7 protein-coding genes are annotated in these 16680 nt (G+C 59.4%); 5 read left to right on the plus strand and 2 right to left on the minus strand.

Annotation, left to right across the window (positions count from 1 at the left end):
- Window positions 1–25 precede the first annotated feature (25 nt).
- Window positions 26–406, minus strand: a complete 381-nt coding sequence (locus V9K67_RS22915; RefSeq protein ID WP_336726661.1) for a hypothetical protein — start codon at window positions 404–406, stop codon at window positions 26–28.
- A 154-nt stretch (window positions 407–560) separates the two neighbouring features.
- Here V9K67_RS22915 and V9K67_RS22920 point away from each other — a divergent pair, with 154 nt between their 5' ends.
- From V9K67_RS22920 to V9K67_RS22935, 4 genes are all read left to right on the plus strand, one after another.
- Window positions 561–1862 (plus strand): NCS2 family permease, encoded by a 1302-nt coding sequence (locus V9K67_RS22920; RefSeq protein WP_336726663.1) that lies wholly within the window; start codon window positions 561–563, stop codon window positions 1860–1862.
- 123 nt (window positions 1863–1985) lie between these two features.
- Entirely contained in the window at window positions 1986–6632 is a 4647-nt protein-coding gene (locus V9K67_RS22925; RefSeq protein WP_336726665.1) for a DUF3320 domain-containing protein, read from the plus strand.
- A 72-nt stretch (window positions 6633–6704) separates the two neighbouring features.
- Window positions 6705–7868 (plus strand): fatty acid desaturase family protein, encoded by a 1164-nt coding sequence (locus V9K67_RS22930; RefSeq protein WP_336726668.1) that lies wholly within the window; start codon window positions 6705–6707, stop codon window positions 7866–7868.
- 130 nt (window positions 7869–7998) lie between these two features.
- Window positions 7999–13107 (plus strand): AAA family ATPase, encoded by a 5109-nt coding sequence (locus tag V9K67_RS22935; protein ID WP_336726671.1) that lies wholly within the window; start codon window positions 7999–8001, stop codon window positions 13105–13107.
- 29 nt (window positions 13108–13136) lie between these two features.
- On the opposite strand, the gene V9K67_RS22940 is transcribed toward V9K67_RS22935, so the two are convergent.
- On the minus strand, window positions 13137–14654 hold the full coding sequence (locus tag V9K67_RS22940) for a sulfatase-like hydrolase/transferase (protein WP_336726673.1): 1518 nt from the start codon (window positions 14652–14654) through the stop codon (window positions 13137–13139).
- A gap of 581 nt (window positions 14655–15235) precedes the next feature.
- Between V9K67_RS22940 and V9K67_RS22945 the strand changes: the two genes are divergently transcribed.
- Window positions 15236–16396, plus strand: a complete 1161-nt coding sequence (locus V9K67_RS22945) for an alkane 1-monooxygenase (RefSeq protein ID WP_336726675.1) — start codon at window positions 15236–15238, stop codon at window positions 16394–16396.
- The last annotated feature ends 284 nt before the right edge of the window (window positions 16397–16680 follow it).

Consider the following 16680-nt stretch of genomic DNA (forward strand, 5'->3'; position numbering starts at 1 on the left):
CTATTCAATAGATTCGGGCAGGAAATCAGGCGCCGTTTTCAAACCCCTGGAAGGTAAATTCAAAGGTCTGCTTGGGACGTTCGGGGTGGGTGCGGGTGAACAGTACGGACTGCCCTTCGTTGTACACCGTCACGATGCAGTGCGATTCGTCGGAGCCGTACCAGAACACTTCGGTACCGTCGTTGTCATCAATATGAAAGTCGATACGTTCCGTACCTTCCGCTCCCTCCTGCAGGGATTTGCCCCCGTTGCGGGCGCCGTTGCGCAATGTACCCATCAACAGGTAGTTATCGGCCTGGTCCCTTTCCGGGTCTTCCATGAAAAACCGCAGAAAGTGGGGGTCAGGCTCCCCGTCTGCCCGCCGGACATAAATGCCGTTTGTTCGAAAGCTGAAGCGTGTATTCATGACGGGGATAAATGTACAAAAACACTGCCTACCGTTCAACCCCCAAAGGAAAAACACCCCAAACCCCTGTACGCCCAACCCAGGAACCCAGGAACATAGGAACTCAGGAACTATTAACCGTAAACCCGTAAACTTGTAAACTCAAAAAAGAAGCATGTTTTCATCCGAAGCGTTAAAACGAGCCGGAACCACGGTCACCGCGGAAGTTATTGGCGGGTTGTCGGCTTTCCTGGCCACTGCTTATATTATTGTCGTCAACCCTTCGGTGCTCAGCCAGGCCGGCATGCCGTTTTCCGGCGTGCTGACGGCAACGGTGCTGGTGTGCTTTTTTTCCTCGCTGATGATGGGGCTGTATGCCCGCAACCCCATTATCGTTGCCCCGGGCATGGGGCTGAATGCCTTTTTTACCTTTACGGCCGTGCTGGGCATGAAGGTACCCTGGCCGGTGGCGCTGGGCGCCGTGTTCTGGTCGGGAGTGGTTTTCCTGCTGCTGTCGGCCTTTAACGTCCGCACCTATATTGTACGGGCCATTGCCCGGCCCCTGCGGTACGCCATAGCGGCAGGCATCGGCCTGTTCATTACCCTGATCGGCCTGTCCAATGCGGGCTTTATTGTCCATAACCCGGCCACCATCATCGGTGCCGGCCGCCTCAACCCTACCGTGCTCACCTTCCTGGCCGGCCTGCTGGTGATGGCCGTGCTCATCACCCGCAACGTGAAGGGCGCCATCCTGCTGGGCATCATCTTTACCACCCTTGCCGCCTATCCCATCGGACGGTGGTGGGGCGGAAGCACCCCGCTGGTGCAGGTGACCGAGCTGTTTGCCGCCCCGGATTTCAGCCTGCTGCTCCGCCTCGACCTGGTGCATTCCCTGCAGTGGAGCGTACTGCCCGTGATCTTTGCCTTTGTGTTTACCGACATGTTCGACAGCCTGTCCACCCTGGTGGGACTGGCCGAGGCCGCCAACCTGCTGGACGAGAACGGCGAGCCCCGCAACCTGAAAAAGGCCCTGGTGACCGATGCGGTGGCCACCACCCTGGCGGGATTGGTGGGCTCCAGCCCGGGAACGGCTTATATCGAGTCGGCCGTGGGCATCGAGGCGGGCGGGCGTACCGGCCTGACCGCGGTAGTGGCGGCGCTGCTGTTCCTGCCCTTCCTGTTCCTGGCGCCGTTACTGTCGGTAGTGCCGGCCATCGCCACCGCCCCGGCCCTGGTGCTCGTGGGCGCCTTTATGGTACGGCCCGTGGTCAAGATCAGCTGGGGACAGCTCGACGACGCCATCCCGGCTTTTTTGGCGATGGTGCTGATCCCCTTTACCTATTCCATTACCCAGGGCATCATCTGGGGTTTCCTCACCTGGACGGTGCTGAAGCTGGCCCTGGGCAAAACAAAAGAAGTCCCACCCGCCCTGCTGGCGATCGACGCCTTTGCCATCCTCGCCCTGGTATTGGAATAACCACCCCCTCCCAATGAACCAATTAACGAATATCCCTTTCCCCCATGACCAGTTATCCCCAATTCTACCCCTAAACCCCTAATTCCCAAGGGGCCAATTCCCAAAATCTTTTACTTTGCCTCCATGCAGGAAATTCGTTCCAAATTGGAAGCCGCCCGCAAGGAACTGCTGGACCTGGGCCTTCGCAATCCGTTACTCCATTACCGACCCTCCGCCACCAAAGGACTGCAGGTGGTGCGGGAACGCTCCGCCTCCGTGTACCAGTTCCTGGTGACGGAAGGCAAAACCATGTTCTTCAAACCCAAGCCGCCCATCGAAGACGGCATCACCGCCGCCGCCATGGCCCAGCTGGAAGAAGGGGATGCCGACTGGAACGACAACAAGCTGCGCACCCCCGAAACGGAGGAAGGCCTGCAGCACAAACTCCTTCATACGTATTACGCCGCCCGCATCGCCCTGGAAGAACAGGGCGTCAATACCCTGTACCTGGCCCTCGGCATGCTGCAGTGGTACGAATCGGGCAGCACCGAACCGCGCCTGGCGCCGCTGGTGCTGGTGCCCGTGACCCTGGAACGCTCTTCGGCCCGCGAACGCTTCCGCCTGCGCTATACCGGCGGCGAAGTGGGCGGCAACCTGTCGCTGGCCGCCAAGATGAAAGCCGACTTCAGCCTGTCGCTGCCGCTGCTGCCCGAGGGCGAGGAGGCCGAACCCGAAGCCTATTTCGAAAAAATGGCCACCGCCATCACCCACTACCCCCACTGGAAGGTGGTGCCCGACGCCATTGTGCTGGGCTTCTTCTCGTTCGGTAAATTCCTGCTGTACAATGACCTCGACCCCGCCGGCTGGCCCGAGGACCGCCAGCCCCACGACCATCCCCTGCTGCAGCGCCTGCTGCATACGGGCTTTGAGGAAGCGCCCCCGGCAGCCGAAGATCCCTTCCTCGACGACCGGCCCGAAGCCGCCCGCCTGCTGCAGGTGGTCGATGCCGACAGCTCGCAGCTGGAAGTACTGCTGGCCGTGGACAAAGGCCGCCACCTGGTGGTACAGGGCCCTCCCGGCACCGGCAAGTCGCAAACCATCACCAACATCATCGCCCATGCCATCGGGCAGGGAAAAAAAGTGCTGTTCGTAGCCGAAAAAATGGCCGCCCTCGAAGTGGTGAAGCGCCGCCTCGACAGCGCCAACCTGGGCGAAGCCTGCCTGGAGCTGCACTCCCATAAAGCTCATAAAAAAGAATTGCACGAGGAGCTGCGCCGCGTCATGGACCTCGGCAAGCCCGCTATTTTCCAACTGCAGCAGGAAGTGGCCCTGCTGCAGCAACACCGCGACGAGCTGAACGCCTATGCCCGGGCCGTCAATGACGCCATCGGCCAGACCGGCCTATCGCCGCAGCAGTTGTTCGGTTACCTGTTGCAGTTACAACCCCTGGTAGAGCATCACCCCGTGCCCCGGATTTCCATGGACCGGCCCGAAAGCTGGGACCGCGACCGCATCCGGAGGGCCGAGCTGATAGCCGGCCGCATGGAGGCGCTGCTGCAGGAAACCGGCGTGCCGGCGGAAGCCCTGTTCTGGGGCTGCCGCCTGAAGGTGGTGTCGCCGCTGGTGCAGGATACCCTCGACCACCAGCTCGAGCTGGCCCTGGCCGCCACCGTGGCCCTGCGGACCGAAACGGGCTTTATCGCCGGCACCATGGGTTTGCCCGTTCCCGCCAACCGCGAGGAAAGCATCCGCCTGGCCTCCTGGGTGCAGCTGGCTGCCGCCAAGCCCGACCTGCGCGACCTCTCGCTGCACAGCGACCTCTGGCTCCGCCACGAAACGGGGCTGGCCGAGCTGCTGGCCTCCGGCAAGCGCCTGGCGGAAATTTATGCCGCCTACGACGGCATCTTCCTGCCCGAAGCCTGGGAAGAAGACGTGCTGCCCCTGCGGCAGGAGCTGCTGGCCCATGGCGAACAGTGGTACCGCTTCGTGGTAGGCTCGTACGGCAAATCGCTCAAACGCCTGCGCGCCCTGACCGTGGGCGAGCTGCCGGCCGAACTTCCCGGCCGGCTGCAATACGTGGACGACCTGCTGGAAGCCCGGCGCCTGCGCACCTTTATTCCCGAATACGAGCCCGTGGCCGCCAACCTGTTCGGCAGCCAGTGGCAGGGCGCCAAAAGCGACTGGGCCGCCCTGGAAGCAGCGACCCATTACCTGCTGAAACTGCACCGCATGGTACAGGCCGGCGCCTGCCCTTCCACCCTCATCGACTACCTGGCCCGCCAGGAGGCGTCCCAAATCGCCAAAGGCTACCACGAAGCCCTGCTCGAAAGCCTGAACGACCACGGCAAAAGCGTGGACGCCCTGGCCGTAAAGCTGGAGCTGGACGAGGCCCTGCGCTTCGGCAGCAAATCGCTTTCCCACCAGCCCTTTGCCCTGCAGCTGGAGCTGCTGATGCAGTGGCGCAGCGGCCTTCCCGCCCTGCATCGGACCGTTTCCTGGAACAACCTGGCCGCCCTGGCGCTGGAAGAAGGCTTTGAAGGCCTGGTGACTGCCGCCACCGGCTGGGCCGGCGCCAAAAGCCTGCTCAAAACCGCCTTTCAAAAAACGCTTTACGAAAACCTGCTGCAGGAAGCGCTGGTGCACCGCCCGCCGCTGCGCCTCTTTGAACGCGCCACCCACGAAGAGGTGGTGCGCCATTTCCGGCGCCTCGACCTGGTGAGCTTCCAGTACAACCGGGCCCTGGCGGCCCTGAAGCACTGGGAAGGCATGCCCGCGGTAGATGCCGGCGGACAGGCCACCATCCTGCGCACCGAGTTCAATAAAAAAGCGCGGCACCTCCCCATCCGCCGCCTGATGCAGGAGGCGGGCCTGGCCATCCAGGCCATCAAGCCGGTATTCATGATGAGCCCACTGTCCATCGCCCAGTTCCTGCCGCCCGGTGCCCTGGAGTTCGACCTCGTGCTCTTCGACGAGGCCAGCCAGGTGCGGCCCGTGGAAGCCCTGGGCGCCCTGCTGCGCGGCAAACAGCTGGTGGTGGTCGGCGATACGCAGCAGCTGCCGCCCACCTCGTTTTTCGAAAAGCTGTATGCCGATGCCCCGGAAGAGGAAAGCCTCACGGCCGACATCCCCAGCATCCTGGGCCTCTGCACCGCCCGGGGCGTGCCGCAACAAATGCTGCGCTGGCACTACCGCAGCCGCCACGAGTCGCTCATCCACCTGTCCAACGAAGCCTTTTATAATAACCGCCTCGTGGTATTTCCCTCCCCGGGTTCGGCCGTGCCCATGGGACTGGCCTTTCACCACCTGAAGGATGCCGCCTACGACCGCGGCGGCAGCCGCACCAATGCCCTGGAAGCCACGGCGGTGGCGGAGGCCGTGATGGCGCATGCCCGCCGCCACCCCTACCTGAGCCTGGGCGTAGTGGCCTTCAGCTCGGCCCAGCGCGAAGCCATCCAGGAAGCCCTCGAGGGACGGCGCCGCTGGGAGACCGATGCCGAAGGCTTTTTTGCCCGCCATACCCACGAGCCGTTCTTTATTAAAAACCTCGAGAACGTCCAGGGCGACGAACGCGACGTGATCCTCATTTCCATCGGCTACGGCCGCACCGCCGAAGGGGTGCTGCACCATTCCTTCGGACCGCTGAACCTCGAAGGAGGCGAAAAGCGGCTGAACGTGCTCATGACCCGGGCGAGGCTGCGCTGCGAGGTTTTTTCCAACTTCACCGCCGCCGACCTGGAATCCAACCGCTCCCCTTCCTTAGGCGTCAAAGCCCTTCGGCGCTTTCTGCATTATGCCCAGCAGGGCGAGATGTCGGAAGCCACCGAAACCCATCAAAGGGCCGAAGGCCCCCCCTTCGAGGAGGCCGTGGCCCGGAAGCTGGCGGCCCTGGGCTATACCGTGCACCGGCAGGTGGGCTCCAAAGGCTATTGCCTCGATTTGGCGGTGGTGCACCCCGAGCATCCCGGTCGCTACGTGCTGGGCATCGAGTGCGACGGCGCCTCCTACGGGGCGGCCCGCTCGGCCCGCGACCGCGACCGCCTGCGTCAGCAGGTGCTCGAAGGCATGGGCTGGCAGCTCCACCGCATCTGGAGCGCCGACTGGTTCCGCCAGCCCGACAAGGAAGCGCTCCGGGTGGTGGACGCCATCAAGGCGGCCTGTGCGCTGGCGCAATCCGAAAGCGTGCTGGAAGCGTCCGTGCAGGAAAAGGCCCTGCTGCGCGAGCCTGCCGGGGGGCCGGAAAAAGGCCAGCCGCTGTACCGGGTGGCGGTGCTGCCCGAAGAGCTCGCAGGCCAGCAGCTGCACCAGCAGCCCATGAGCCGCGTGGCTTCGATGGTGGAAACGGTGGTGCAGGCCGAAAGTCCCGTGCACGTGGAGGAGGTGGCCCGTCGCCTGGCGGAGGGCGCCGGCCTGGTCCGCGTCAGCCCCCGCATGCGCGACCACATCCGCCTGGCGGCCAAGTTTGCCCAGGGCAGCGGTCGCGTGGAGCAGCGGGGCGATTTCCTGTGGCATGCCGCCCTGCCGGTGCCGGTAGTGCGCAACCGCAGCGGCCTGCCCTCGCCCAGCCGCCGCCTCAAATACATTGCCCCCGAAGAGCTGACGCTGGCCATCCAGAAGGTCGTACGCGAATCGGTGGCCATCAGCGCCGAAGCCGCCGTGCCCTACATCGCCCGCCTGTTCGGCTTTTCCCGGGTGACGGAAGACATGCGGACCGAACTGCTGGAAGCGGTGCAGGAACGGATCGAAGGGGGCCAGGTGCGCCAAGACGGCGACTTATTGAAAGCTTGGCGGTAAGCGCAACCGCCGTACCTTGCAGTACCGCCGCCGCCAACGACCCTGCCTTCATTTTTGAAATAATCCATTGCTATGGCAAAAAAGCTGAAATTCACCAATACGCGCCAGTCCCAGTTTTACGCAACCCTAAAGCAAAGGGTGGACGCCTATTTTCACCAAAACGCCCTGTCGAAATACGGCAACCGGTCCCTCTGGGCCAAAGCCCTGTTTTTCCTTACCGGCTATATAGCGCTCTACGGGCTGCTCCTGTCGGGACTTTTCGGCGCCCCCGTTATGGCCCTCCTGGCAGCCCTGCTGGGCGCCTTCGGTGCCTGCATCGGCTTCAACATCTGCCACGACGCCATCCACGGTGCTTTCTCGGCCAACCGCCACGTCAACAAGGCCTTCAGCCTGCTGTTCCATTTTATCGGCGCCAACCCCTACGTCTGGAACATCACCCACAACATCGTCCACCACTCCTACACCAACATCGCCGGCCATGACGGCGACCTCGACATGGCGCCCGGCCTGATCCGGTTGTCCGTCACCGAAAAAATGCTGCCCCACCAGCGCTACCAGCACCTCTACGCCTTTGGGCTGTACGCCGTGGCCATGCTCAACTGGGTATTCCGGAAGGATTTTGAAAAGTTTTTCCAAAAAGAGATCGGCGGCCACCGCTCCGGCCGGCACCCGAAGAAAGAATACTTCAACCTGTTCTTTTATAAAGCGGTCTATTATGTTCTTTTCATTGTGCTGCCCCTTATGGTGGTGCCGCTACCATGGTGGCAGGTGCTGACGGGCTTTTTATTGCTGCAGCTGGTACAGGGACTGGTATCGGGCCTCGTCTTTTCGGTCACCCACGTGGTGGAGGATACGGCGTTCCCCGAGCCCAACGCCCAGGGTAATATGGAGGAGTCGTGGGCCGAGCACCAGGTGCGCACTTCTTCGAATTTCGCCGGCGACAGCTCCCTGGCCACTTTCCTTTGCGGGGGCCTGAACCTGCAAACGGCCCACCACCTGTTTCCAAAAATCTGCCACATCCACTACCCTGCCCTTAACCCCATCATCCGCGAAACAGCCCGGGAGTTCCACCTGCCCTATATCGAGTACCCCACATTCGGCGCCGCCCTGCGGTCGCACTACCGGATGCTGCGCAAGCTGGGCCGGGAGGCAGAACCCGAAGGGGCCCCGGATGCCTGTGCCGTTTTTGCCCGGGTGCAAATAAGTCCTAATTTTAAGATCGATTCCGAAAACTAGCTGTGCAGGAAAGGTCCCGGCTACCCGCCCGCCTTCCCGCACCGCTGCCCGTCCCCTGAAAGCTTTTTTGCAATCATTGATTACCACTCCAAAGAATAAGCGACTATTCTTTTCAAACTAATTGTGACCCATGGTGTTGCTCTCGGATTATATCATTCTGGAACGTATCGGCCTGAAGGGCAGCAAGCTTTTTTACCGGGCCGAGCGGTGCCGCGACAAGCAAAAGGTGATCCTGAAGGTGTATGAGAACGCCAGCGCCCGCAGCGCCGAGGCGGCCCGCATCCAGAACGAATACGAGATCGGCCGGGGCATCGCCTGCAAGGGCGGCGCCCGCTACCTGGCCCTCGACACCTACCAGGACCGCTACATCGCCGTGCTGGAAGACATGGAAGGGGTGCTGCTCGACCAGTTTCTCCGGGAAGCCAAACCCGGCATCGGCGACTGCCTCTCCATCGCCCTTTCCCTGACCGAGATCCTCGAATACTTCTACCTCAAAGGCATCGTGCACCAGGACCTCTGCCCTTCCAACCTGCTGGTGAATGGGCGGACCCTGGAAGTAAAGCTCATCGACTTTTCCCATTCCTCGCCCGTCTCCGCCCTCAACCGCACCGTCAAGGAACCGGTATTCTGCCAGGATTTTCTCACCTACAGTGCGCCGGAGCAGACGGGCCGGCTCAAGGGCGAGATCGACATCCGCAGCGACCTGTATTCCCTGGGCGTGCTGCTCTACGAAATGGTCACCGGCAGCGTGCCCTTCGTGGCCGCCGATGCCCTGTCGCTGATCCATTGCCACATTGCCAAGCAGCCCGAGCCGCCGCACCGCCGCAACCCCTACGTGCCCGTGGCCCTGTCGGGGCTCATCCTCAAATTGCTGGCGAAAAACGCGCCCGACCGCTACCAGTCGCCCTTTGGCCTGAAAGCCGACCTGCTGACCTGCCTGAAGCTGTGGCACGCGGGTGCCGGCACCGAGCTGTTCCCGCTGGGGCAGCAGGATTTTTCCGGGCGGCTGCAGCAGCCCCGCCGGTTTTTTGGCCGCGAAAAAGAGATCGCCGCCCTGCGGCAGTCGTTGGAACGGGTGCGCGGCAGCGCCACGGAAGTGGCCCTGGTGGGCGGCTATTCCGGCATCGGCAAGTCGGCCCTGGTACACCAGCTGAAGGAAACGGTGCTGCAGGAAGGCGGCCTGTTCATCGAGGGCAAGTTCAACCAGTTCCAGCGCAACATCCCTTATTTTGCCTTTATCCAGGCCTTTAAAGAATTTACTGCCTATATCCTCACGCAGGGCCCCCAAAAGATCGACCTCTGGAAGGAACGCATCCTGAAGGCCGTGGGCCGCAACGGCCGCGTGCTGACCGAGGTGCTGCCCCAGCTCGAGCTGCTGATCGGCGCCCAGCCGCCCCTGCCTACTTTGGGTCCCAACGAAACCCAGAACCGCTTCAGCTACGTCTTTACCAACTTTATCCGCGAGATCTCGGGCCGCGACCACCCCCTGGTGCTGTTTTTCGACGACCTGCAGTGGGTGGACGCCGCCACCGCCCACCTGGTGAAGATCATCACCACCACCAAGGGGCTCGAAGGCTTCCTGTTCCTCGGCGCTTACCGCGACAACGAGATTCCCGACCACTCCCTGTTCTCCGCCATCCGCGAGCACCTGCACAAGGAAGGCGCCCGCCTGCAGCAACTCCTGCTGGCGCCGCTGCCCCGCCGCAACGTGGAGGAGATCATCGAAGAAACCCTGGACGCCGCCATCCACGAACGGCCCGCCCTGGTGGACCTGGTGTTCGACAAGTCGCAGGGCAACCCCTTTTTTGTCAATGCATTTTTGAAATCGCTTTTTTCCGAAGAGATCCTCCAGTTCGACTTTACTTCCTTCCAGTGGCGGTGGGAAGCCGACCGCATCCACCGGCTGAAGGTGACCGAAAATATCGTGGAGCTGATGATCGGCCGCATCCGCAAGCTGCCGGCCGCCACCCAGGAGCTGCTGAAGCTGGGCGCCTGCCTCGGCTACCAGTTCGACCTGGGCCTGCTGGCCGTGGTGCTGCACCAAAACCGCCAGGAAATGGCCGCCCGCCTGCAGGCCGCCCTGGACGAGGGCCTCGTCATTCCCGACGGCGACAACTTCCGGTTTTCCCACGACCGCATCCACCAGGCCGCCTATTCGCTGATTGCCCCGGATAAAAAACAGGGCGAGCACCTGCGCATCGGCAACGCCCTGCTGCGGCAGCTCGAGGGAGAGCGCCGCAACACCTACCTGTTCGAGATCGTCAACCAGCTCAATGCCGGCATCGGTTCCATGGACCGGCAGGAAGACCGGGACCAGCTGGCCGCCCTGAACCTGTCGGCCGGCATCAAGGCCAAGGCCTCCGCTGCCTACAAGCCTTCCTTCGACTACCTGCAAACCGGCATCAGCCTGCTGCCGCCCGACGCCTGGAAGGGCCAGTACGGCCTGGCCCTGGAGCTGTACAGCGAAGGCGCCGAAAGCGGCTTCCTCAGCGGCCACAACGACATTACCGAAAAGTGGACCGGCGTGGTGCTGGAAAAGGCCGCCGACGTGCTCGACAAGGTGCGGGTGTACGAGATCCGCATCAAGTTCTACATTGCCCAGCACAAGCTGCGTGAAGCGGTGCAGACCGCCCTGCAGGTGCTGGAATTACTGCAGGTGACTTTTCCCGACAAACCCGGCAAGCTGCACGTGCTGGGGGCCCTGCTGCAGGTAAAGGCCGCCCTGCTGCGCCAGCCGGTCGCCACCCTCATCGACCGGCCCCTGATCACCAACCCCTACCACAACGCGGCCATCCGCGTGATGGTGAGCGTGGGCTCGGCGGTCTATTTCGCCCGTCCCGACCTGCTGCCCCTGGTGATCCTCAAACTGTTTCACCTGATGGTCAAGTACGGCAACTCGCCTTTTTCGGGCACCATCTGTAACGGCTATGCGCTCTTGCTGATCTCCGGCCTGGCCGACCTGGAAGGCGGCTACGAGGTGGGCAGGACCGCCATGCAGCTTTCGGAAAAATACGAGGTGAGCAGCCTGAAGTGCCAGAGCCGGATGATGTTTTATTCCTACGTCGCCCACCTGAAGTCACCGATAAAAAGTACGCTGGAACCGCTCTACCACAACTTCTGGTACGGCCTGGAGAACGGCAATACCGAGTTCGGCTCCTACTCGGCCTACGCCTACTGTTATTCGGCCTTTTTCTGCGGCCGCAACCTGAAGGTGGTGACCGAGGAGAACGACCGCTTCAACGAGCGCCTGCAGCAGGCCGGGCACGAAGCCGGCTACAACCTTTTTCGCATCTTCGCCCAGACGGTGCTGAACCTGTACGAGCCGGTAGACCATCCCACGGTGCTGACCGGCCGCCTGCACAACGAGGTAGAGATGATGCACCTCTATGCCGAAACCGAAACGGCCCTGTGCACCCTGCACCTGTACAAGCTGGTGCTTTGTTACCTGTTTGGCGATTATGCCGGGGCGCTGCGCAATGCGGCCGACACCTCCTGCCGCCTCGACAGCCTGTCGGGCAACTCGCAGGTGCTGGTCTTTTATTTCTATGATACGCTGGCCCGCCTGGCGGTGCTGGGCACCGAACGCAATGCCCTGAACCGCAAGGCGCTGTTGCAAAAGGTGCAGGGAAACCTCAAAGCCATCCGCAAGCGGGTGCGGCTGGCCCCCGACAACTGTTCGCACAAGCTGTGGCTGATCGAAGCGGAATACTTCCGTGTCATGGGAGAGGCGGAAAAGGCGGGGCGTTATTACGACAAGGCCATCGACGAGGCCATCAAGAACGAATACCTCAATGACCTGGCCCTGGCCTGCGAGCTGGCCGGCAACTTTTACCAGGACCGGCAGCGGGCCTTCCTGGCGCAGCACTACCTTACCCAGGCCCATAAGTACTACCGCGAATGGGGCGCCTTCAACAAGGCCCGCCAGCTGGAGCGCCGTTATGCCTACCTGTTCGACCAGCAGCAGCTGGAACAGACCCTCACGTCGGCAGAAGGCAGCGAGGTTCCCTCCGTTCCCCTGCCCGCCCACCACAACCTGCTGTCGCTGGACCTACACAGCATCATGAAGGCCGCCACGGCCATCTCCAGCGAGATCCAGCTGGACAAGCTGCTGAAAAAGCTGGTAAAGATCGGCGTGGAAAATGCCGGCGCCCGCAAAGGCTACCTGGTACTCAAAAAGGAGAGCGGCTTTTTCATTGAGGCCCTGGGCTCGGTGGAAGCCGAGGAGGAAGTGGTGGTGCAGTCGGTGCCCCTGGAAGGCAACGGCTTTTTGTCGGAAGCCATCGTGCAGTATGTGTACGTGACCAAGGAACTGCTGGTGCTGGCCAACGCCACCAAACACCCGTTGTTTGCACAGGACCCCGTGCTGACACAGAAAGGCTCCCAGTCACTGCTCTGCATGCCCATCATGCACCAGGGCGATGTGTTCGGCATCCTTTATTTTGAAAACGACCTCATTACCGATGCCTTTACCGCCAGCCATATCGAGCTGTTGCGGCTGTTGTCGGGACAGATGGCCATTTCCCTGCAGAATGCCCTGAACGAGCAAAAAAAGACCAACGCCTTTATCGAGCGGGAAAAGCTGCTGAACCAGATCAACCTGCACCAGCAGGAGCTGCTGAAAACGCGGCTGGAGATCCAGGAGCAGACCTATATGAACATCAGCGAGGAGCTGCACGACAATATCGGGCAGGTGCTGACGCTGATCAAGCTGCACATCAACACCATCGATACCAGTAAGCCCGAAGCGACCCAGGAAAAGCTGCGGGAATCCAAAAACCTGCTGACCAAGGTGATCCAGGATTTACGCGACCTGGCCAAGACGCTGCACACGAACTTTATCGAAAAGCAGGGGCTGGCCAATTCCATCGACCAGCAGCTGCAGTTCCTGAACCGCACCGGCTTGTATGCCACGCAGTTCGCGGTGAACGGCGAGGTGTTCAAGAGCCGCCCGCAGGACGAGCTGGTGTTGTTCCGCATCGTGCAGGAGCTGCTGAACAATGCCGTCAAGCATTCCGAGGCCACGGCCATCGACGTCACCATCGATTACCTGGAGGAAAAGCTGGTCATTACGGTAAAGGACAACGGCAAAGGCTTTGACCCCGAAAAGGTGCAGTCCGCCGGCAAGGGCCTGGGGCTCCGCAACATCCAGAACCGCGTCAGCCTGATCAAGGGAGCGCTTTCGCTCGACACCCAACCCCAAAAAGGTACGGCCATTACTATCGAACTGCCTCGTATTTAAAAGGGGCAGGATCCAGGTGCGCCTTGGCATCATTTGCCCCGAAATCGCTCATCGTAGTCTTTGTCGTCTACCTGCCGCTTCCGCTCCGAAAATTGCGGATGCACCAGGCTTCGGGCAGCTTCAAATTGCGAAAAGCGAACATGGCTCATATCTGCTATGGTATGGATCAGGTCATCGGTCATATACTTCCGGTTTACATCGTACTGGTGATGATCCTCCTGCCTGTATTTATCCGACCGCCAGACCAGGAACGGAACGTCATACATGGGCTGGGTGCCATTCTCTTCACCGTGTGCGGGCCGGTTTATGGTTTGATACACATCTTCGCCATGATCCGACAGGTAGATAACCCAGGACTTCTTATTTTCCTTTTTAACAAGGTCCAGGACATTATTGATAAAGTAATCGTTATAAAGCACCGCATTGTCATACTGGTTAATTTGCCTGAATGCCGCTTCATGCCGGAAAGGGGTTACAGGCTCGTCGTGAAACCGGTTGAATGCTGGCGGGTATCGGTTGAAATATTCGCCATGCGTGCCCAGAAGATGAAGGACGATAAACTTTTTTCGGGCCGTAGCCGATAATACCTGCTTTAAGGGTTTCAGCAATTTTTCATCGTGTGGCGTCAGGGCAAATGACTCTGCCGTATTAACAAAATAGCTTTTATAGGCAGACTTTGACAATAAGGTGTTCAGCGTCTCATACACACCGATCGGGCATTGGTTGGAGATCCAATAAGTAGCAAAGCCGGCTTTATTCATCAGTTGAAGCAGGGAGCCGCTTTTCCACCCTTCCGGATTTTCATAAGTAGCCATAGTCAGCATCTTTTGCAGGGAGGGGATGGTATGGGTGTGCGGACTCACGACATTGTTGTACACTAGGAGCTCTTTTTTCCGGGCGTTCAGCAGCGGATTGGTGTTCCGGTAATAGTTGTACAGGCCCATATGGTGCCGGGTAGTGGATTCGCCTATGATCAGCACATAAACCTCTTCCTGCAGGCTGTCCGAAGCCACATTTGTAAACCTGCCGCCATATTGAGCACTGATCAGGAACTGGTAGGTCCGGGCCGTCCTTTGGTACGTTCGATAGGCATTGCCGGCAATAAAGCCGAAATTCTTCCGGTAGAGTCTCGTGGAATACCAAGTGATACTGAGCACCGCTATCAGGAAAACAGAAACAACAATAGAAAAAACTTTACTCCTGTTCCGGGTTAAAGGCAGGTCCCGGTTTCGCTTCCCGGGCAGGATCCTGACGGTATAAACAACAGAAACCATAAACGGAATAAATAAGGCCAGGCCGATCAGGAGTATTTCCGTATTGAAGTACATCGAAAAAAAATCCTTTGCTTCCGCCAGGTTTGTTTCCATCAGAATATAGATGGTGGAGGAGGATACAGAATGATGATAGAGAACGAAGTAGGCTGTTTCCAGGAAGGCGGTGACATAAATACCTGTCAGAACCAGCAGGAAGTAAGGGATACGCAACCCGAAAAAGCGCAGCAGGTTGCCGGTCAACAGGTGAATGGAAATATTGATAAAACTTGCCAAAAACATCTGGAAACTGAGGGAAAGATCGATGGAACTGACAAATAGGTGGAAATAGAAGGAATAGAACAAAGGAAACAGTGCTGCATAGTAAAAAAGGAAATACAGCAGGACCCTGCGGGCATTTATTCGGGCCTTGAGCAGGGCATTTGCCTGGTACATCATAACAGTCAGCATACATGTGTTTTTTGGTTTTTATTTTCCGGCCGGAACCACCCTGGGGCCAGGTTCGAAGAAAATTGTATGGGAAAACAGCCAGGATCTTTTGTACCAGGTACGGGAAATTGCCGCCTTGACTTCTTCCTTACAATAATAATATTCCTTACCTCAAAACGCAATAAGCAAATACACCTATCATCCTCTGCGCGGACCCTGGTCCATCGCCGCCCTGCTTTTCCCGAAACTTTATATCAATAGCCTATAATGGCGGCGCCGGGTAACGCCCCTCCTATGTATCGTTATAGAAAAATTCTTTCCCAAAATCCCTGTTTCCCTCCCTTATACTTTTTCCGTCTAACCCCCTGACTGTTTCTTAAGGGAAACCTTGTAGCGACGGTTCCTTCACCCCTAAAATGTCATCCACCATGTCCTCTATCGGAAAAAAAGATTTTTCGCCAAAACCTGCCGCCGTCCTCTTCGAAGAAGACCACGACCACCCGCCCTATGTAGCCGGCCCCCTGAAATTCGTTTTCCCGCTCCTCACCTACGTGGGCGCCCTGATTTCCTTTTCGTCAAAAGGCTGGCTGTGCTTCCTGCCCCTGATGGTCACCTGGATCATTATCCCGGCCGTGGAACTTTTCTTGAAACCCGACCATGCCAACCTGCTGCCCGAACAGGAGGAATCCGAAAAGCATAATCCCGTTTACGACTACATCCTCTACATCATGGTGCTGCTGCAGGTGCCGGCCCTGTTTTATTTTCTCTACTCCATGCAGGACGATACCCTCGGCTGGGTGGACCGGGCCGGCCGGATCCTGACCATGGGCCTTTTTTGCGGTACCAGCGCCATTACCGTGGGCCACGAATTGGGTCACCGCGTGAACCGGTTCGATAAGGCCATGGCTAATATTTCCCTGATCACCACTTTGTACATGCACTACCTGATCGAGCACATCAAAGGCCATCATAAGGTGGTGGCTACCCATGACGATCCCTCTTCGGCCCGCTACGGCGAAAACCTGTATGCCTTCTGGGGGCGCTGCTTTGTTTTCGGCTACCTCGCCGCCTGGCGGATCTCCATTAAGGAATGCCGGAAAAATGGCCTTTCCCCTTTTCATATCCGAAACGAAATGCTGCAGGTACACCTGTTCCAGACCGTGCTGCTGGTGGTGGTTTACCTGCTGTTTGGCACCGAAGTGCTGGGCTATTTCTTTTTGTCGTCTACGACCGGTATCCTGTTGTTCGAATCCGTTAGTTACATCGAGCATTACGGCCTGAGCCGCAAGGAAATTGCCCCGGGCAAGATGGAGCGGATCCGGCCGGCGCACAGCTGGGACAGCGAGTATTCGTTGGGCCGCATCCTGCTGTTTAATGCGCCCCGCCATGCGGACCACCACTACATGGCCAGCCGCAAGTACCAGATCCTCCGCCACCACGACGAGGCCCCGCAAATGCCTACGGGTTATCCCGGCACCATCATGCTGTCGCTGGTCCCGCCGCTCTGGTTTTCCATCATGAACCGCCGCATCGACGAACATTTTGCCGTACGGGAAGCACCGCTGGAGCAAGCTGCGAAGGAAGCGTAAAACCTCACCCCGGCCCCCGCAAGCGGGAGCCACCCCTCTCCAAATGGATAGGGGGCCGGCGTAGCTTCGCGGCAGAACAGCCTAATAAAGTAATAGGCAAATAGTATAAAGAGGCGAACAGAACTTGTTTAAAAGGTTCTGTTCGCCTTTATTAATGATAAGAAACCCTGCTCCCGCGAAGCTACGCCGGCCCCCTCTCCATTTGGAGCTACCGTTAGGACACATTTAAGGCCCAGCCCGGTTAAGGGCTTCCTGGGCAAGTTTCCATCCTTCATAGATGGCCA

Source organism: Huijunlia imazamoxiresistens, from assembly GCF_037132455.1.
In the GTDB taxonomy this organism is placed as follows: Bacteria; Bacteroidota; Bacteroidia; order Chitinophagales; family Chitinophagaceae; genus Flavisolibacter; species Flavisolibacter imazamoxiresistens.